This window comes from Sedimentibacter saalensis, from assembly GCF_007830175.1.
In the GTDB taxonomy this organism is placed as follows: domain Bacteria; phylum Bacillota; class Clostridia; order Tissierellales; family Sedimentibacteraceae; genus Sedimentibacter; species Sedimentibacter saalensis.
The window spans coordinates 132,515-152,197 of record NZ_VLKH01000011.1; the positions used below are offsets into that span (position 1 = coordinate 132,515).

17 protein-coding genes and 1 rRNA gene are annotated in these 19,683 nt (G+C 36.7%); 12 read left to right on the forward strand and 6 right to left on the reverse strand.

The window, feature by feature from the left end; all coding sequences use genetic code 11:
- Positions 1-4 precede the first annotated feature (4 nt).
- The 6 genes from LY60_RS15495 to LY60_RS15520 form a co-directional block, all read right to left on the reverse strand.
- Positions 5-1,150, reverse strand: a complete 1,146-nt coding sequence (locus LY60_RS15495) for a glucose-1-phosphate adenylyltransferase (protein ID WP_145085951.1) — start codon at positions 1,148-1,150, stop codon at positions 5-7.
- Positions 1,137-3,050, reverse strand: a complete 1,914-nt coding sequence (gene glgB / locus LY60_RS15500) for a 1,4-alpha-glucan branching protein GlgB (RefSeq protein WP_145085954.1) — start codon at positions 3,048-3,050, stop codon at positions 1,137-1,139. Before glgB ends, LY60_RS15495 begins: the two co-directional genes overlap by 14 nt.
- A gap of 189 nt (positions 3,051-3,239) precedes the next feature.
- The gene (locus LY60_RS15505) at positions 3,240-4,091 is read right to left on the reverse strand and encodes a DUF4097 family beta strand repeat-containing protein (RefSeq protein ID WP_145085957.1); all 852 of its coding nucleotides are present in this window, start codon (positions 4,089-4,091) and stop codon (positions 3,240-3,242) included.
- A gap of 15 nt (positions 4,092-4,106) precedes the next feature.
- On the reverse strand, positions 4,107-4,877 hold the full coding sequence (locus tag LY60_RS15510) for a hypothetical protein (protein ID WP_145085960.1): 771 nt from the start codon (positions 4,875-4,877) through the stop codon (positions 4,107-4,109).
- Positions 4,870-5,577: an ABC transporter ATP-binding protein gene (locus tag LY60_RS15515; RefSeq protein WP_145085963.1), complete on the reverse strand. Its 708-nt coding sequence runs from the start codon at positions 5,575-5,577 to the stop codon at positions 4,870-4,872. The genes LY60_RS15510 and LY60_RS15515 overlap by 8 nt, the downstream gene beginning before the upstream one ends.
- 14 nt (positions 5,578-5,591) lie before the next feature.
- Positions 5,592-5,942: a GntR family transcriptional regulator gene (locus LY60_RS15520; protein WP_145085966.1), complete on the reverse strand. Its 351-nt coding sequence runs from the start codon at positions 5,940-5,942 to the stop codon at positions 5,592-5,594.
- A 404-nt stretch (positions 5,943-6,346) separates the two neighbouring features.
- On the opposite strand from LY60_RS15520, the gene LY60_RS15525 reads away from it, so the two are divergent.
- The 12 genes from LY60_RS15525 to LY60_RS15580 all read left to right on the forward strand — a co-directional run.
- Positions 6,347-7,531, forward strand: coding sequence for an amidohydrolase (locus LY60_RS15525; protein ID WP_145085970.1), 1,185 nt, complete (start codon positions 6,347-6,349; stop codon positions 7,529-7,531).
- A 13-nt stretch (positions 7,532-7,544) separates the two neighbouring features.
- Positions 7,545-8,495 (forward strand): ABC transporter permease, encoded by a 951-nt coding sequence (locus tag LY60_RS15530; RefSeq protein ID WP_145085973.1) that lies wholly within the window; start codon positions 7,545-7,547, stop codon positions 8,493-8,495.
- Positions 8,496-8,522: 27 nt separating this feature from the next.
- The gene (locus LY60_RS15535; RefSeq protein ID WP_145085976.1) at positions 8,523-9,449 is read left to right on the forward strand and encodes an ABC transporter permease; all 927 of its coding nucleotides are present in this window, start codon (positions 8,523-8,525) and stop codon (positions 9,447-9,449) included.
- A gap of 101 nt (positions 9,450-9,550) precedes the next feature.
- Positions 9,551-11,212, forward strand: coding sequence for an ABC transporter substrate-binding protein (locus tag LY60_RS15540; RefSeq protein WP_145085979.1), 1,662 nt, complete (start codon positions 9,551-9,553; stop codon positions 11,210-11,212).
- A gap of 110 nt (positions 11,213-11,322) precedes the next feature.
- A complete protein-coding gene (locus LY60_RS15545; RefSeq protein WP_145085982.1) occupies positions 11,323-12,378 on the forward strand; it encodes an ABC transporter ATP-binding protein in 1,056 nt (351 codons plus the stop codon).
- 1 nt (position 12,379) lies between these two features.
- Positions 12,380-13,339: an ABC transporter ATP-binding protein gene (locus LY60_RS15550; RefSeq protein WP_145085985.1), complete on the forward strand. Its 960-nt coding sequence runs from the start codon at positions 12,380-12,382 to the stop codon at positions 13,337-13,339.
- A gap of 201 nt (positions 13,340-13,540) precedes the next feature.
- The gene (locus LY60_RS15555) at positions 13,541-14,614 is read left to right on the forward strand and encodes a pyridoxal-phosphate-dependent aminotransferase family protein (RefSeq protein WP_145085988.1); all 1,074 of its coding nucleotides are present in this window, start codon (positions 13,541-13,543) and stop codon (positions 14,612-14,614) included.
- A 49-nt stretch (positions 14,615-14,663) separates the two neighbouring features.
- On the forward strand, positions 14,664-15,476 hold the full coding sequence (locus LY60_RS15560) for a biotin--[acetyl-CoA-carboxylase] ligase (RefSeq protein ID WP_145085991.1): 813 nt from the start codon (positions 14,664-14,666) through the stop codon (positions 15,474-15,476).
- Entirely contained in the window at positions 15,460-16,443 is a 984-nt protein-coding gene (gene dusB / locus LY60_RS15565; protein ID WP_246145524.1) for a tRNA dihydrouridine synthase DusB, read from the forward strand. The genes LY60_RS15560 and dusB overlap by 17 nt, the downstream gene beginning before the upstream one ends.
- 202 nt (positions 16,444-16,645) lie before the next feature.
- Positions 16,646-17,119 carry a transcription elongation factor GreA gene (gene greA / locus LY60_RS15570; protein WP_040581996.1) on the forward strand — a complete coding sequence of 158 codons (474 nt, stop codon included), beginning with the start codon at positions 16,646-16,648 and terminating at the stop codon, positions 17,117-17,119.
- 38 nt (positions 17,120-17,157) lie between these two features.
- Positions 17,158-18,633, forward strand: a complete 1,476-nt coding sequence (gene lysS / locus LY60_RS15575; RefSeq protein WP_145085993.1) for a lysine--tRNA ligase — start codon at positions 17,158-17,160, stop codon at positions 18,631-18,633.
- Positions 18,634-19,345: 712 nt separating this feature from the next.
- Positions 19,346-19,683 (forward strand): 16S ribosomal RNA (locus tag LY60_RS15580); the annotation flags it as partial.

Genomic DNA, 19,683 nt, shown 5'->3' on the forward strand with positions numbered 1-19,683 from the left:
CTCCTTACATGTTATTTATAACGCTGTCGCGTGGTATCACAGTTATTTCTGATTTTTGATCTTTTGGAGTCCCTATTTTTAAGCCAGGACCGATTTTCACCATTTCATCTATTATTGAATAGTTTACTTGGGAATTTTCCTTTATTTCAACATCAGCCATTACGATTGAATCTTTTACCACAGCATTTTCATTTACTTTAACACCTGAAAATATTATGGAGTTTTCAACTTTCCCAAGTATTACTGCTCCTTCGGAAACTATGGAGTTTTTTACTTCAGCTGAACTGCTTATGTATTGAGGAGGCCTTTCCTCATGTCTTGAATATATGACCCAGTCTCCGTACAGGTCAAAACCATCGTGTCCCAACAAATCCATGTTTGCTTCCCATAGGGAATCAATTGTTCCTACATCTTTCCAGTATCCCTTGAATTCATAGGAGTACATCTTTTCTTCTGATTTCAGCATTGCAGGTATTACATCCTTGCCGAAATCTTTGGAAGATTCAGGGTTTGAATTGTCAAGCTCGAGATATTTCTTTAATTTATTCCATGAAAATACATAAATGCCCATGGAAGCAAGGGTGCTTTTTGGCCTTTTTGGTTTTTCTTCAAAATCTGTTATTCTTCCGTCTTCATCAGAGCTTAGAATTCCAAAACGGGATGCTTCCTTTTGACTGACATTGATTACAGATATGGTGCAGTCGGCATTTTTTTCCTTGTGGTATTTTATCATTTGTGAATAATCCATTTTGTAAATGTGGTCTCCCGACAAGACAAGAACATATTCCGGATCATACTGATCGATAAAATCTATGTTTTGATAAATTGAATTTGCTGTTCCCAGGTACCATTCAGAATCTCCCACTCTCTGATATGGAGGAAGAATTTGTATTCCGCCGTGCATTCTGTCCAGGTCCCATGACTTTCCGTCTCCTATATATGAATTTAATATCAGCGGCTGGTACTGAGTGAGCACACCTATGGTGTCCAGTCCTGAATTTACACAGTTGGAAAGAGCAAAATCAATGATTCTGTACTTGCCTCCAAAGGGCACAGAGGGCTTTGCTATTTTTGTTGTGAGGGCCCCCAGCCTGCTTCCCTGCCCGCCGGCAAGAAGCATTACCACACATTCTTTTTTAGCTAATTTCATATATGTTACCTCCCATTTCGTTAACCTTGAACTTTTCATCCATTTTAAGGAAAATTACCGACAGGGGCGGCACAGTCAGGGATATTTGAGAATCATATCCGTGAAGTTTGCCTGCCTGGGAAACAATTTTTTCAAAGTTTCCTGTTCCTGTTCCGCCATATTTTTCAGCATTGGAGTTAAATATTTCAGTGTAAATTCCCTTATCTGCTCCGATGGAGTAGTCATGTCTTTCAACAGGTGAAAAATTAACTACAGTTATAAGTTCTTCCTTGTTTTTATTTATTCGTTTGAATGCTATTATATTTTGTTCATAGTCATCGTTGGAAATCCACTTGAACCCTTCCCATGAATAGTCAATTTCCCAAAGCTGGGAACAGTTTAAATAAAATTCATTCAAATCCTTAATATATATGTTCAGTTTTCTGTGATATTCATAATCCGTGAGAAACCATTCAATTTCTTTTTCAAAGTTCCATTCTGTAAACTGTCCCACTTCATATCCCATGAAGTTCAGTTTCTTACCCGGGTGAGCTGTCATGTATCCAAGAAGTGCCCTCACTCCTGCAAATTTTTCCTCATAGGTTCCAGGCATTTTGTCCAGGATTGACTTTTTCCCGTGGACTACTTCATCGTGAGACAAAGGAAGTATGTAGTTTTCGCTGAATGCATAATGCAGTGAAAATGTAATGTTCTTGTGCTTGTATTTTCTGTAAAAAGGGTCTGTTTTTATGTATTCAAGCATGTCATTCATCCAGCCCATGTTCCACTTGAAGTTAAAGCCCAATCCTCCCAGGTATACCGGCTTTGTAACCATTGGCCATGCTGTTGATTCCTCGGCAATCATCATGGTACTTGGATGAAGATTGAATACGGTCTTGTTTAGATTCTTTAAAAACTCCATTGCATCAATATTCTCATTTCCGCCGTAAATATTTGGAGTCCATTCACCCTGCTTCTTGTCGTAGTCAAGATATAGCATGGAACTTACGGCATCAACCCTCAGACCGTCTGCATGGTATTCCTCAAGCCAGAAAACAGCATTTGAAATGAGAAATGATACTACTTCTGATTTCTTGTAGTTGAATTTGTGTGTTCCCCAGCTTATGTTTTCTCTTTTTTGTACATCATCGTATTCATAGAGGAAGCTTCCGTCAAATTTGTACAACCCATGGGCATCTTTCGGAAAGTGTGCAGGAACCCAGTCAAGGATTACACCTAATCCGTGAAGGTGACATTGGTCTATTAAAAATTTAAGCCCGTCAGGTTCGCCGAACCTTCTTGTCGGGGCGTAGTAGCCTGAGACCTGATAACCCCATGATCCATCAAATGGATGTTCCATGACAGGCATAAGCTCAATGTGTGTGAATCCGTGTTCCTTGGCGTGTTTTATAAGCATTGGGGAAATTTCTTCATAAGTGTAGAGGCTTCCGTCTGCACGTCTTTTCCAGGATGACAGGTTAACTTCATAAATGTTAAGAGGCACTTGGTATATGTTTAATTCCTTTTTATATTCCTGCCAATTTTTGTCCTGCCATCTGTAATTGTCAAGTCTGTGGACTATGGAGGCTGTTTTGTCCATAGTCTGGGCAGAAAATGCATAGGGGTCTGATTTGTAAAGATCATTTCCGTCAGCATCAGCAATGAGGTATTTGTAAAGTTCACCTTCACATATTCCATGAGTAAAAAGTTCCCATATTCCTCCCATGGAAATACGTTTCATTTCATAGATTTTGTCTCTGGACCAGCTGTTGAAGTTTCCCACAACATGCACAGATTTAGCATTTGGAGCCCAAACTCTGAAAACGACTCCGGACTCTTCAATGTGTGAGCCAAGAAATTTATATGAATAATGGTTTGTTCCCTGGTGGAACAAATAAACGGGCAAGTCATTTTCAGTCATAATTACACTCCTTGATGATTTTATTGTAATGTATTTTAACATTAGTTATATGAAAATTATGTAAATACTTAATAAATTATACAATAAAATATTTATTTTAGAAAGGCATATATAATATACCACAGATTGGCATGAACAAAACATGTAAAATAAAATAGCTGTTTACTGCATAGCAGCAAACAGCACATGTTAATTGAATTCTATATCGCCTACATTTGTTTTAAGATTTATTTCTGTTTTTCCGTCACCTTCAGACAATGTTCTTTTACCTTCCATGAATTCCTCTATAGTTGCCTGGTAGCCTGTGTTCTCAGGTATTGTCACATCAATTGTCCCTACCTGTGCTTCGGCAACTATTTTGTCTGCCTTAGAAATATCTGTAAAGTTAAGTTCTATGTCACCTGTGTTGACTGAGAACTCAGAGCTTTTTGCTGCTGAGAAGCCGGAAAGAACTATGTCACCAACGTCTGCTTTCAAATCACAGAATCCTTCACCATTTTGAATGCTTATTTTTCCCACATTTGAATAGATATCAAAACTTCCGTTTATGCCGTCAATGTCAATGTCTCCTACATTCAGGGCTATTTCTGTGTTTTCGATGTTTGAAGGAAGAAAAATCTCCATGCTTGTTTCAATGTAATTTCCATCTATAAAATCAATTCCATCTGTTGAAGTGTTGATATCTATTGAATACTGAGTTTTTTCCTGGGTGTATGTGTAGCTTTCAAGAAGTTTTTGAGCTTTGTCCTTTGATCCTGATTTTGCTGTTATAGTTATATTCACTATTGCTTCCTGTGACTCATGAGATTTTATAGTTATATCTCCGACTGAGCTGTCTATGTTAATTTTATTAAGCCCTGTGCCGTCAAATGTGAGTGTTTCGGTTTTTTCTGCTTTTTCTTCTCCCACGGAGTTTATGATTGTCTTTGTTATTTTGTCGGATACTTCTTTTACGGCCTCTTCATTTACTTTAAAATTTGAAGTGCATCCGGCAGCCAGAATAAGGGATGCAGATATTAGCAATACAGCTATTTTTTTCATTATTTCCACCCTTTTTTATAAATTTATTTTCTTTTCAAGAAGGTATCCTGAGCACAATGTGAGTATTATGCTTTGGATGATTGAAACTGCAATTACAGGAAACATTATTACCAGAAGTTCTGAAGCCGAAACTGTGGTCACATTTACAAATGAGTTGTACTCCGGCGATACAATGGAGTAAAATTCTCCTGATACATAAGTAAGAGCCCAGTTTAAACCGATGAATATGATGAAGCTTAAAAATCCCCCGAACTTAATTTCTGAAAAAATGCTTTTTCTGATGGTCATTGCAGTGTATACGGTTACTATGAAGCCTATTACAAACACAAGCACCGCAAACAGGAATACAAACACATGGCCAAGGTTTATGCCTATGTTTCCTGACAAGAGGGTGTTAATGTCATTCATCACTTCATTGATGTCTACATAACGTCTGGTCTGGTAAATTATGAATGCGCCGTTTATAAGGATGAACAAAAAGTATATGAACAGCATTCCTATGCCTTCAATAACAGCCGCCGCCAGCTTTGACATGATTATTTTGTATCCGCTGTTTGGAGTCATGAAAAGCATGTAGCCGGATTTTTTATTCAGGTCATCGCTGTAGGTTCTTATAACGTCGCTTACATACAACACAGAAAGAACCAACGGGAATAAAAGCAGAAATGAAGAGCTTCCTGCAATTCCCCTGGTGAGAAGATACAGGTTTAAAACCAAAGCCGAAATCAATGTTATTGATATTAGTTTATATTTTTTAATGAATTCATATTTTAAAAGATTAAACATTTTTGTAAACCTCCTTGTACAATCCTTCAACAGATGTTCCTTTTGAAAGCCTCAATTCTTCAGCATCACCGAAAAGTTCCACCCTGCCGTCTTTTAAAAATATTACGGAATCAAGTATTTTTTCTATTTCACTCACAAGGTGAGTGGATATTATAAATGTCTTTGTTTCATCGTAGCTCTTTGTTATGAGATCCATTATGGTGTCTCTTGACAAAACGTCCACACCGTTTAGTGGTTCATCAAGCATATACAAATCAGTATTTCTTGAAAGTGCAAGTGCAACCTTAAGCTTTCCGTTAAGACCTGAGGACAGCTTTGCAATTCTGAATTCCGGATCCACCTTTATTTCTTCCAAAATGTTCATTGCGTAGTCTTCTCTGAAGTCTTTGTACATGTCGGCATAAAACTTTACAGCATGTTTTACCTTAAAAGAATCATACAGGAAATTTTCTGTGGGCATGTATGATATGCTTGCTTTTGATTCATAAGACAGAGGGTTTCCGTTTATGAGCACCTGGCCGCTTGATTGCTTGTGAAGCTGTGCAATTACTTTCATGAGTGTTGTTTTTCCGCTTCCGTTAGGACCCAGAAGCCCGTAAATTTTTCCTTTTTCAACTGACAGGTTCACATCTACTAAAGCTGTCTTGTTGTAATACTTTTTAGTAAGATTTTCAATTCTTAAAATTTCATTTTCATTCATTATTTATTACCCCTTTATTTATTTTCAGCTATAAATTTAATCATGTCTTCCCTTGTGAAGCCTATTTGTTCCATTCCCCTTATAAAATCGTCAATTTGCTTTTTAGCCATTTCATATCTTAAACTTTTTACTCGTTCCGGTGACTCTGTTATGAATGTTCCCAGACCTCTTTTTGTAAACAAAATTTCTTCCATTTCCATCTCCTTATAAACTCTTGCCACTGTGTTGAAATTTATTCCAAGCATTGTTGAATACTCTCTTGATGACAGCATTTTGTCACCTGCCTTAAGCCTTCCTGTAACAATATCCTGTTTTATTTTTTCTATTACCTGCAAGTATATTGGAATGTTGTTGTTAAATTCCATTTTTGCACCGCCTTACTGTATTAGTATCATAGTCACATAATACACTCGTACTTTTGAAATGTCAATATCTAAAATGTTAAATTAATGAAACAATTTTAATTTTGAATTAATGGATATGAATCTATAATTTTTTAAATAAAAAACTTGACATTGGATTAATTACTTACTATAATCATGTAAATAAAAATAATAAAATATGAATAGCAAAGGCGCTATAGGTAAAATGAAACATACCTATAGTGCCTTAAATTTTATTAAGCTTAATTTCTTTAAATAATTCAAATGCTGTGCAATAAATAAATATTAATAATCAAATAAATAGCAAAGGCGCTATGGGTAAAATAAACAACCTATGGCGCTTTTCTTTATTTATGATTTTAAAATAATCATTGAGGAGTTTAAAAATGGGATACAAGAAATGGGTGGATGAGTTAGAAATGAATTATGGAGAAACAGTTCAATGGAGGAGGCACATTCATGAATATCCGGAACCTTCTTTTGAAGAAAAGAAGACTGCTGAATTTATTGTCAGCAAGTTAAAAGAATTTAAAATAGATGAAATCAGAACAAATGTTGGAAATGGATATGGCATAGTTGCTAAAATTAAGGGTTCAAAACCAGGTCCCACAATAGCATTTCGGGCCGATATTGATGCATTGAGGCTTCAGGAAGAAGCAGATGTTATGTTCAGTTCAAAAAATCCGGGGATAATGCATGCGTGCGGCCATGATGCACATGCAGCAACTCTTCTAAGCGTGGCTAAAGTGCTTCAAAACAACAGACATGAATTAAAGGGTAATTTAGTGTTGTTGTTTCAGCCGTCTGAAGAATGCCCTCCGGGGGGAGCCGAAAGCATGGTAAAGGATGGGTGTCTTGACGGAGTGGATTATGTGTTTGGTCTTCACGTCATGTCTAATGTTGAAGTTGGTAAAATAGGATATTTCAGTCATTTTGGATCTGCCTGCTCTGATACATTCAACATAAAAATACAAGGTAAAGGAGGACATGGAGCAATGCCTCACACGGCTATAGATCCTGTTGTAATAGGTGCCAATGTAGTTACACAGCTGCAATCTCTGGTAAGCCGCTACATAGACCCTCTTAAACCTGCTGTTCTTACATTTGCAGGATTCCAGGCAGGTGGAGCAGCAGACAACATCATTGCTGACAATGCATATTTAAATGGTACAGTTCGTACCTTGAATTCAGAAGTACGTGACTTAATGGAAGAACAGATTAAAAAAATGGGCAATTCAATTATTAATTCCTTTGGAGGAAAAGCAGAAATAGAATATCGCCGTGGTTATCCATCAGTTGAGAACACTTTGGAAGTTACGGAACGTCTTAAAAATATTCTTGCTTCCAAATTTGGTGAAAAAGAAGTGTCTGAACTTACTGTTACAATGGGTGGTGAAGACTTTGCATATTATCTTCAAGAAAAACCAGGATCATTCTTTTATGTTGGAGCAGGAAATGATGATATTAATGCTAATTTTCCTCATCACCATCCAAAATTCAAAATTGATGAAAAATCGATGATATACAGCGGAAAATCATTTCTGGCTCTGGCTGAATATTATCTCTTATAAGGAAGGTGGTTTAATGAAAAAATATATTATTAAAAGAATTCTGATTTTTATACCTGTTTTATTTATGATTTCAATTGGAGCATTCTTGATTGTTAACTTGGCTCCCGGCAATCCAGTCGACATGTATGTTTCGCCTGATATGACAGTTGAACAAATACAAGCGACTAAGGAAGCTTTAGGATTAAATGACCCACTCATAGTGCAATATGCAAAATGGGTGACAAACATAATGAGAGGCAATTTAGGATTTTCATTTTCAAGCAGAATTCCTGTATCTACAATTTTGTCTCAAAGAGTAGGTCCAACACTTTTGCTCATGTCCATATCACTTGTTGTGGCATATGCATTAGCTATACCCTTAGGTATATTAAGTGCAAAAAAACAAAATTCAATTGTTGATTATGTTGTAACGGGTTTGTCATTTACGGGAATTTCACTGCCAAGTTTTTTCCTTGGGCTTGGATTGATATATGTCTTTGCAGTACAGTTAAAATGGCTGCCTACAGGAGGAACGAAGCTTCTGGGTGTGGATGGAGGAATTGCAGACAAACTTAGACATTTGATTTTACCGGTAATAGTATTAGCAACGCAGTTTGCCGCCAATATGATACGCTATGCCCGCTCAAGCATGATAGATGTTTACAATGAAAATTATATGCGTACTGCTGTTGCAAAAGGATTGAAGCCTATGCAGATTTTAAAGGATCATGGAGTAAGAAATGCTCTTATTCCAATTATAACAGTAATAGGTGCTGATATACCTAAAATTGTAGGCGGAGCCATTGTAACTGAACAAATTTTTCAGTGGCCTGGGATTGGGTCCTTGATGGTAGCATCTATAAATTCGAGAGATTACCCTGTATTAATGGCTATTACAATGATTTCGGCAGTAGCTGTATTAGTTGCTAACATACTTGTTGATATTATGTATGCAGTAGTCGACCCTAGAATTAAGTTTAGTTAAGTAAAAATATGTGAAGGAGAGGATAAAATGGAAATTAGTTCAAAATTAAGGTTTGCTGATCTTGCAAACAATCATGGATATGAAGTGATTGAAAATATAAATGCAAATAAAGAAGGAAGCTACTTTAAAACAATTGCTGGAAGATTTGCTAAAAATAAAGTTGCCATGTTAAGTTTGATTCTTTTTATACTTCTTATATTGGCTGCTGTACTAGCTCCTGTAATATCTCCATATCCGCCAAACAAGACTGTAGGAAACTTTGAAGCAGCACCAGACAGAGAATTTCGTCTTGGCACAGATGAAATTGGACGTGATGTTTTAAGCAGGTTAATATACGGTGCCAGGGTTTCATTGATTGTCAGTATGGGGTCTGTTGCCATATATGTAGTAATTGGCACTACGTTGGGATTGATTTCAGGTTATTTCGGAGGAATTACTGATGCAGCAATAATGCGTATTACAGAAGTATTCATGTCGTATCCATATTTTATGGTAATCCTTGTTTTGGTGAGTTTAATAGGACCGAGTATATGGACAGTAACCTTTGTGCTTGGTTTTTTAGGATGGCCGCCACTTTGCAGATTAATCAGAGGGCAGGTGCTTTACATTAAGACCATAGATTTTATTTCAGCTGCTAAAGCTACAGGATATTCCACATCTTCTATACTCTTTAAACAAATATTGCCCAATGTTTTATCAATCATTCTTGTAAATGCAACATTTGGTATTGCAAATGCAATTTTAACAGAAGCTTCATTGAGCTTTCTAGGCATGGGAGTTCGCCCTCCTGCTGCAAGTTGGGGAAACATGCTGGCTAACGCCCAATCTTTAACAGTTTTATCCATGCAGCCTTGGAGATGGGTACCAGCCGGTATAATAATATTGGCTGCAGTACTTGTTGTAAACTTCATAGGTGATGGTTTAAGAGATGCGGTTGAAGGAGAAACAAAGTAAATACTTACTATTTGCGTTAATGTAATTGGATTCAAATTTCCATCATGGTATGGAATTGTGTAATCAATTAATTATAAAATTTTATTACTTGGAGGACTAAGATGAAAAAAAATGTAACGACAAAAAAATCTTTATTAGCTTTAATGTTAGCACTAATGCTAATTTTTACAGCTTGCAGCAGCGGCGAGGCAACTGACAAAACTGTTAATTCAGCTGCAGGAAACGAAACTTCAAATGAAAGCAGTGCTTCATCAGATATTCTTTATATTGGCATGACTAATGCACCGGCTAGTTTCAACGTAATAAATACAGCTGATATTGCAGGCAGATGGGTGCAAAGATTCATGTATGATTCGCTTTTGACAATGCCTACAACAACTACATTTGAACCCGGACTTGCAGACAGCTTTGAAACAGAAGATGATCAAAATTTCACCATCAAATTGAACGAGAAGGCAGTTTGGAGCGATGGCACACCAGTTACTGCTGATGATGTAGTATTTACATTGAACTATATAGCAAATCCTGAGGTTGAAACAGCAAGAGGGACAAACATTGCTATGCTGGAAGGTACAACTGCAGCCGGAAAGCTAGAGGAAGGCTTGACAGAAATACCTGATTTAGTGGCAGTTGATGATAAAACAGTGACACTTAAAACTAAGAATCCAGTTGATCCGGCGTACATTAAGGAATTTTTAGGCTTTGAATTAATGATGCTGCCAAAACACATAGTGGAAAGTATTCCGGCAAAAGAATATGGAAATTCAGATGCCTGTAATAATCCTACTGTAACAAGCGGGCCATATACATTTGTTCAATATCAAAACGGTTCTTATGTAGAACTTGCAGCAAACCCTGATTATTACAAGGGAGAACCTGAATTGAAAAAAGTATTTATAAAAATCATGAACGGTACAAACCTTGTTACGGAGTTCCAATCAGGAGGAATTCACATGGCAGCCGGTGGCGGTATTGGTGTGGTGCCTGTTCAGGACTTGGATATATTGCGTAATGATCCAAACATTCAGGTTGATGCAAATCCTGGATTTAACTCTCAGTTTATGTTGATAAACAATACAAAATATAATCAAAAATTACGTCAGGCACTAGCTTATGGAATAAATCGCCAGCTTATTGTAGACAACCTGTTAAAAGGGGAAGGTGAAGTGCTTTCCAGTGTTTATGCATTAGCAAGCCCATATATGAATGAAGACTTAAAGCCAATTGAATACAATCCTGAAAAGGCAAAGGAGCTGCTTGCAGAATCCGGATTCGATACATCTCAGGAAATCAAATTAATAGTACCTATAGGAAATAAGGTGCGTGAACAATCAGCAAACTTGATTGAACAAGACTTAGAAGCCATAGGTCTTAAAGTTACTCAAACAACACTTGATTTCCCGACAGTTATGGCAACGGTAAAAACTCATGACTTTGACATGTGTCTTATGGGCTTTGGATATACTGTAGAACCTGATATGTCAACTTATTATGCATCTACTGGTTCTATGAATTTTGGTCAAATTAATGATGCACATTTAGATGAACTCATAGAAAAAGGAACTTCCTTGACAAGCTTTGAAGAACGTAAAGCTGTTTATGACGAATTTCAGCAATATATGCAGGACAACACATTTATTTTAGGATTGTATTCTGATTACCAGATTGCTGCAAAAAATAAAATTTTAAACGGTGGAATTACATCATATTGGTCAGGATCCCTTGCTGATATTCAAAACTGGAATTTAAACGGAGCTCAGTAATCGGTAAATATTCAGAAACAGGGAGATATCTCTCTGTTTCTTAATTAATGAAAACAGATAACATATTGGTTATTCAAGGTTAAGAAATGAAATAAATTGAGGTGAGATAAATGGAAGAAAGCAAAATTTTAGAAGTTAAAGATTTAGCAATTTCTTTTAAAACATTTGAAGGTGAAGTCAGTGCGGTAAGAGGCGTAACCTTTGATTTGCATAAAGGGGAAACATTAGCTATTGTCGGTGAATCGGGTTCAGGCAAATCTGTATCTACTAAAGCAATAAATAGAATTTTACCAAAGAAGAACACATTTATTAAAAGCGGTGAAATTATTTTTGAAGATAAAGACTTATTGAAAATTTCTGAAAAAGAAATGCAGGGAATTCGTGGAAAAGATATTGCAATGATATTTCAGGATCCTATGACTTCATTGAATCCAACAATGAAAATAGGCAGACAAATTGCTGAATCTATAATTGTTCATCAACATGAAAATAAAGAGAATGCAATAAAACGTGCTGTGGAGCTTTTGGATATGGTAGGTATCAAAAATCCTGAAAAAAGCAGCAATTTGTATCCGCATCAATTTTCAGGCGGAATGAGACAAAGAGTTATGATAGCTATGGCATTGGCATGTCATCCAAAAATAATCATAGCAGATGAACCTACTACAGCATTAGATGTTACAATACAGGCGCAGATACTGGATTTAATGAATGAACTTAAAGATAAATTAAACACTTCCATATTGTTTATCACTCATGATTTAGGGGTAGTAGCACAGATGGCAGACCGTGTGGCTGTAATGTATGCAGGAAAAATCGTAGAAATAGGCACTGTTGATGAAATATTTTACAATCCTCAACACCCATATACATGGGGGTTGTTAGCTTCAATGCCATCAGCTGATATAGAAGGTCATGATTTGTATAATATCAATGGTTCTCCGCCTAATTTGCTCTGTGTTCCTAAGGGTGATCCGTTTGCTCCAAGAAATGAATATGCTTTAGAAATTGATTTTGAAGAAGAACCCGAAATGTTTAAAGTTTCAGATACACATTATGCTGCTACATGGCTCCTTCACCCCAATGCACCAAAAGTTACTCCACCAATAGAAGTAATGAGAAGAAGAGAAAAATTTCTTAATCTTAAAATGAAGGAGGTTATCTGATATGGGATTAGTACAAAACAAAAATGTAATATTAAGTGTCCGCAACCTTAATCAATATTATAATGAAGGAAAGAAAAATGAAGTACGAGCAATAAATAATATTTCTTTTGATATATATAAAGGAGAGACACTTGGATTAGTTGGAGAATCTGGCAGCGGTAAGTCAACTACTGGAAGGGCAATTTTAAAGCTCAGCGATATTACATCGGGAAGTATTATATTTGATGGTAAAGATATAACAAAGATAGACGGCAGAAAAGAAACTCTTAAGTTCAGAAAATCAATGCAGATGATCTTTCAAGACCCATACGCCTCACTTAATCCCAAGATATCAGTAATGGATATTATTGGGGGTGCCCTGGATGTTCATAAAATGACTAATTCAAGAAAAGAGAGAACAGAAAGAGTTTATGAGCTATTGGAGGTTGTAGGATTAAGCAAAGACTATGCTTTTCGCTATCCTAAAGAATTTTCAGGGGGTCAGTGCCAGCGTGTTGGCATTGCAAGAGCCCTTGCTGTAAAGCCTGATTTTATCATTGCCGATGAAGCAATTTCAGCACTGGATGTTTCAATTCAGGCACAGGTTGTAAATTTGTTGAAAAGCCTGAAAAAAAGCAGAGACTTGACGTATTTATTCATTGCTCATGATTTGTCAATGGTAAAATATATAAGTGACAGAATAGCAGTTATGAATGCCGGAAGAATATTGGAATTGGCGCCATCTGATGAATTATACCGCATGCCTCTGCACCCTTATACAGAATCTTTGCTGTCAGCAATGCCTACTCCATATCCAGACGATGAACGCAGCAGACATAGAATATACTACGATAAAAAGTATCATACTTATGATGATGAAACAAAAGTTAAACTAAATCAAATAGCACCCGGACATTATGTTTATTGTCATGAAGATGAAATTAAACACTATGTTAAAAAATATAAGCAGCTGAATAAATAGTAATTAATAATATTTCAATAAATCTTGACACACATATTATAATGATATATACTTCATACAAATATTTTCAGAGAGCTTACAACTCTCATCTCAGCTGAGATGGGAGCTTTTTTACATAGTAAGTTCCTTCCCGTATTAATATTAAACGAGGAAAAATGGTATTGTTTTCGAATATATCTATTTTATAATATGGAGGTTTATATGCATAAGAAATTATTTATTCCGGGACCAATTGAAGTTAGTGAAGACGTTCTTCAAAAAATGTCCACACCCATGATTGGACACAGAAGCAAGGATGCTTCAAAGCTTCAGAAAGACATATCCGATAAATTGAAGAAACTTTTTTACACCGAAAATGAAGTATTGCTTTCTACATCTTCAGGCAGCGGATTAATGGAAGGGGCAGTAAGATGCTGTACTAAAAAAAGAGCAGCTGTGTTTTCAATTGGTTCATTTGGAGACAGATGGCATGAGATGGCAATTTCAAACGGTATAGAAGCAGATTTGTTCAAGTCTGAACCGGGAAGTGTTACTACACCAGAAATGGTTGAAGAAGCGCTGTCTACAGGAAATTATGACTTGATTACAATAACTCACAATGAAACATCAACAGGCGTTATGAATCCCGTAGAGGAAATAAGCAATGTTGTACGAAAATATCCGGACGTAATATTTTGCCTTGATACAGTTAGCTCTGCAGGAGGGACAAAAATAGAGGTTGACAAACTTGGAGTAGACATATGCATAACGTCATCTCAAAAAGCGCTTGGTCTTCCTCCGGGACTTGCAATATGCACAATTTCAGAACGTGCTGTTGAAAAAGCTAGAACAGTGAAAAACAGAGGATTTTATTTTGACCTTGTCCAGCTTTATGATACGGTTAAAGACAAGGACTACCAGTATCCTTCAACACCAAATCTCTCAGCAATGTTCGCCCTGGACTACCAGCTTAACAGGATTATGGAGGAAGGGCTAGAAAACAGATTTAATAGACATCTTGAAATGGCAGAATACACAAGAGCCTGGGCTAAGAAAAACTTTGAACTTTTCCCTGAGGAACAATATGCATCAGTAACTCTCACCACTGTTAAGAACACCAGAGGTATCAGCGTGAAGGATCTTAATGCTGAGCTTGGTAAAAGAGGTTATGCAATATCCAACGGTTACGGAAATCTTAAGGAAAAAACATTCAGAATTGCACACATGGCTGATTTGACATTAAACGACGTTAAAGAGCTTCTTGCAGCAATTGATGATATATTATCCATTTCTTGACGAAAAGCGTTTTTTGGAGTAATATATTCAGGGAGAATGGGAGATTTTAATGTACGATTTAAACAGTGTTAACAGCTACTTGAATACAAAAATAATTGGTCAGACTATTATTCAATATGATAGTCTGGCATCAACTTATGCCAAGGCAAAAAATATTTTCAACACATGCCCTGACGGGACTGTTGTGCTGTCTGAAAACCAGTCGAAATGCACCCTTAGATTCGGCAACGAATGGATATGCCAGGAAGACAAAAATATTTATCTGAGTATAATTTTGAAGCCTTCTGGAAAAAATCTCATAACATCCAAGTTTGATATTGTTGGATGTTCATCTGTCTTAGAAGGTGTTGCAGAAACATGCGGTTTACAATGCAAAATTAAATGGCCCAATGACATATTGGTAAGGGACATGAAAATTGCCTCCATATGCTGCGATTTTGCAGGAAAATCAAGTGAACCCACAGGAATAATTATTTCCATGTGCATAAATGCAAACTTGGACATGAGTGAAACAGATAAAATAAATGAAGAAACAAAAAAATCAACAACATCTATAAAAATAGAAACAGGCACAGATGTTCACAGAGAAATGCTTATTGGGAAAATACTGAACAATGTTGAAAGACATTACGATGAATTTTTAAGCATGGGCACTGTGGGTATGGCCGTCAATTCATGCATCATCAATTCAGCAATTGTAAACAGAAATATTAAGACTGTAAAGCGAGGAAAAAAATCCGTGAGAAATGTATATGCCAAAAACATAGACGACGATGGATGCCTTGTGGTTGATGATGAAAAAGGAAATGAAGAAATACTGAGTCCAGGAGAAACCATTATAATATATGAAAGAAATGCTTAAAGTCGGCAACATCCAATTGAATACAAATGTATTGCTGGCTCCTATGGCGGGAGTTACAGACATTACTTACAGAACCATATGCAAGGAAATGGGAGCCGGACTTGTGTATACAGAAATGGTCAGTGCCAAGGGACTGTACTACAAGGACATAAAAACTGCGCAGCTGATGAAAATAAACCAGAAAAACAGGCCTGTCTCACTTCAGATATTCGGAAGTGATGCGGACATAATGGCATATGTAGTGGAAAACTACATAAACCAGAGAGATGACATAGACATTGTTGACATCAACATGGGCTGCCCTGCACCAAAAATAGTAAAAAATGGTGACGGCAGTGCGCTTATGAAAAACCCATCATTAGCGGGAGAGATTATAAACAAGGTCAAGAAATCTTCTACAAAGCCTGTGACAGTTAAAATAAGGGCTGGGTGGGATTCAAAAAACATCAATGCAGTAGAGTTTGCAAAAGTTTTGGAATATAACGGAGCAGACATGATTGCTGTGCATGGCAGAACAAGAGAGCAGTTTTATACCGGAAAGGCAGATTACAGCATTATTAAGGAAGTTAAAGAAAGCATAGATATACCCGTCGTAGGCAATGGTGACATTTATTCTCCCCAGGATGCTTTGAAGATGATTTCCGAAACTGATTGCGACGCTGTTATGATAGGAAGAGGAATCTTGGGCAATCCATGGCTCATAATGAATACGGCAAAAGCTCTTTTGGGAAATTTCGATTTCTATGAACCGTCATTGACTAAAAGAATAGAAATGATCAAAAGACATGCTTCCATGCTGGTAAGTGAACTGGACGAGAAAATAGCAATACTCGAAATGCGTAAATTTGCTGCCTGGTATATGAAAGGAATGAAAAATTCCTCGGAGACCAGAGCCAGCATAAACAAAATAACAAATGCAGAAGATTTGTATAATGTTTTAAACAAATATTTAGAAACAATTGATTAATACAATAATTTAACAAATATCTTGACATTGTTAAGTTACTTGATTATAATGTTTAAATTAATTAGTAAAGAATTGTCATCGAATTATCATATTATATCAATTTCATAATAGAATGAATTATACATCTTTGAGCAAACAGAAAATAATATGTATAATAAAATGCATTAATTTTGTAACAAGCAACATTATTAAAAGGAGCAATATTATGAAGAATAATGAAACTTTGATTACAGCAGAGGGATTGGAAGAATTAAAAAACGAGCTTGAAGATTTAAAGCTGGTAAAAAGAAAAGAAATTTCGGAAAAAATTAAGGTTGCCTTAGCTTTTGGGGATATAAGCGAAAATGCCGAATATGATGAAGCAAAAAATGAACAGGCAAACGTTGAAGCCCGAATTGCTAAGCTGGAGCAGATGATCAAAAGCGCCAAGGTAATAAAGGCAACAAAACAAAAAGGAATAGTAAGCATTGGTTCAAAGGTTCAAATAAAAGATCTTGAGTTTGATGAAACAATGGAATACACAATTGTGGGTTCCGCCGAAGCAGATCCTTTTAAGGGCAAAATTTCAAATGTTTCGCCTTTGGGGAAAGCCCTGCTGGAGAAAAAAATAGGTGATATAATCGAAGTTGCATCTCCGGCCGGCGACATGATAAAATATGAAATACTAACAGTTTAAATAAAAAACTTTAGCAAAAGATAAGGTGGTGTTAAAAATTGAGTGAACAACAAAATTCAGGAGATTTAAGGCAGGTAAGGGTTGGAAAGTTAAAGGATCTTATTGAAGCAGGAAGAGATCCATACAAGGTTTCTAAATATGAAGTAACATCCAATACAAAATATATTAAAGACAACTACGAAGAGATGGAAGGCAAACATGTTTCAATAGCCGGAAGAATAATGTCTAAAAGAGGTCAGGGAAAAGTAGGCTTCTATGATATCCAGGATCATATGGGAAGAATTCAGATGTTTGCTAAACAGGAGACCATAGGTGAAGAAGAGTATGACTGGCTGAAAACTTATGATATAGGAGACATCATAGGTGTTAAAGGCGAAGTTTTCAAAACTAAAATGGGTGAAATCTCCGTAAAAGCTGAAGAAATCAAGTTGTTGTCAAAATCCCTTCAGACTCTTCCTGAAAAGTTCCACGGACTTAAGGATACTGACTTAAGATACAGACAGAGGTATGTTGACTTAATAGTTAATCCTGAAATTAAAGATGTATTTTTAATGCGTAACAAAATAATCAGAGGAATAAGAGAATACCTGGACGGGGAAGGATATTTGGAAGTTGAAACTCCAATCTTAAGCCCAATAGCAGGTGGTGCAAACGCAAGACCGTTCATAACTCATCATAACACTTTGGATATAGATATGTACATGCGTATTGCTAATGAGCTTTTCCTTAAAAGATTGGTTGTAGGTGGACTGGGTGACGGCGTTTATGAAATGGGCAAAATGTTCAGAAACGAAGGCATGGATGCAAACCACAATCCTGAATACACTGCAATAGAAATATACAAACCCTATGCTGACTTTAACGACATGATGACCTTGACTGAAAATATAGTTGCATATGTTGCCATGAAAGCCAGAGGAACAACTAAATTAGAGTTCCAGGGCAAGGAAGTGGACTTCACTCCTCCTTGGAGAAGAGTAAAGATGCAGGATATGGTTAAGGAACATACAGGCATTGACTTTGACCTTATAAACACAGATGAAGAAGCAATTGAAATTGCAAAACAAAAAGGATTGGAAATCAAACCTTTGATGACAAGAGGACATGTTATAAGCGAAATGTTCGAAGAGTTTTGCGAAGAACACCTTCAGCAGCCAACATTTGTTACTCATCACCCTGTTGAGATATCACCTCTTGCTAAGAGAAATGTTGAAGATCCAAGACTTACTGACAGATTTGAAGCTTTTGCCAACACATGGGAAATTGCCAATGCATTTTCAGAGTTGAACGATCCTATAGATCAAAGAGAAAGATTTGAGGAACAGGTAAAACAAAAAGAAGCAGGCGACGACGAAGCCCACATGATGGACAATGACTTCATCAATGCCATAGAAGTAGGCCTCCCTCCAACAGGAGGACTTGGAATAGGTGTTGACAGAGTCATAATGCTTATTACAGGACAGCCTACAATAAGGGATATCATATTGTTCCCGACAATGAAACCAATAGACTAATAGTTTCATATAGCATATATAATAGAACTAAACAGAGCAGCATTGCTGCTCTGTTTTTATGTTTCGTATTTTCCTGATATTTCAAGTAATCATATTGTTGTTTGGGGTTGACAAACATATATGGAAGTGGTAGAATAACAAAGTTGTCTTAAGTGACAGCAAAGAAAAAATTGTCAGTTGACAATATGAATAAAATACTGTAGACTGAGCAAACTATCTTTCGAGTGCAAAATCAGGATTGAAAAAAAGAGAAAAAACATCTTGACAAGCAGCTGCTGAAATGATAGAATATAAAAGTTGCTGGTGACGGCAACAAGTTGAAAATCAAATAAGTAAAAAAACTTCTTGACAAAGAAAAGCTGATGTGGTAAACTATCAAAGCTGTCTTCTCAGGAAGCGGCGAGTCAAGAAAAAAGAAATAAAAAAGTTCTTGACAAGTTAAAGCAAAAGTGATAAACTATTAAAGCTGTCTAAACTGACAGCAACGAACTTAGACAATAAAACAGCATAAGAAACCTTTGAGAGTTCTAAAAAAGAACAAACAAAACAAAAAGTAAAAAAAGACAGATAATGCTATGCGTTATCTTGAGTATGACCTAACCCGGTTTTCGACCGCAAGGGAGAAAAACGATGGTAGGTCAATCGCAACGAATGCCAAATTTTGCGACGCAAGGAGCAGAAAAATTTGAGCATGAGACTGCGGCAGGAAATATTAAACGAGAGTTTGATCCTGGCTCAGGACGAACGCTGGCGGCGTGCCTAACACATGCAAGTCGAACGAAGTATATTTTCGGATATGCTTAGTGGCGGACGGGTGAGTAACGCGTGAACAATCTGCCCTGTACACAGGAATAGCCTCGGGAAACTGGGATTAAAACCGGATAACACTTTCTGGCCGCATGGCCGGGAAGTCAAATTGATTTAGAGGTACAGGATGAGTTCGCGTCTGATTAGCTAGTTGGTGAGGTAACGGCTCACCAAGGCGACGATCAGTAGCCGGCCTGAGAGGGTGAACGGCCACACTGGAACTGAGACACGGTCCAGACTCCT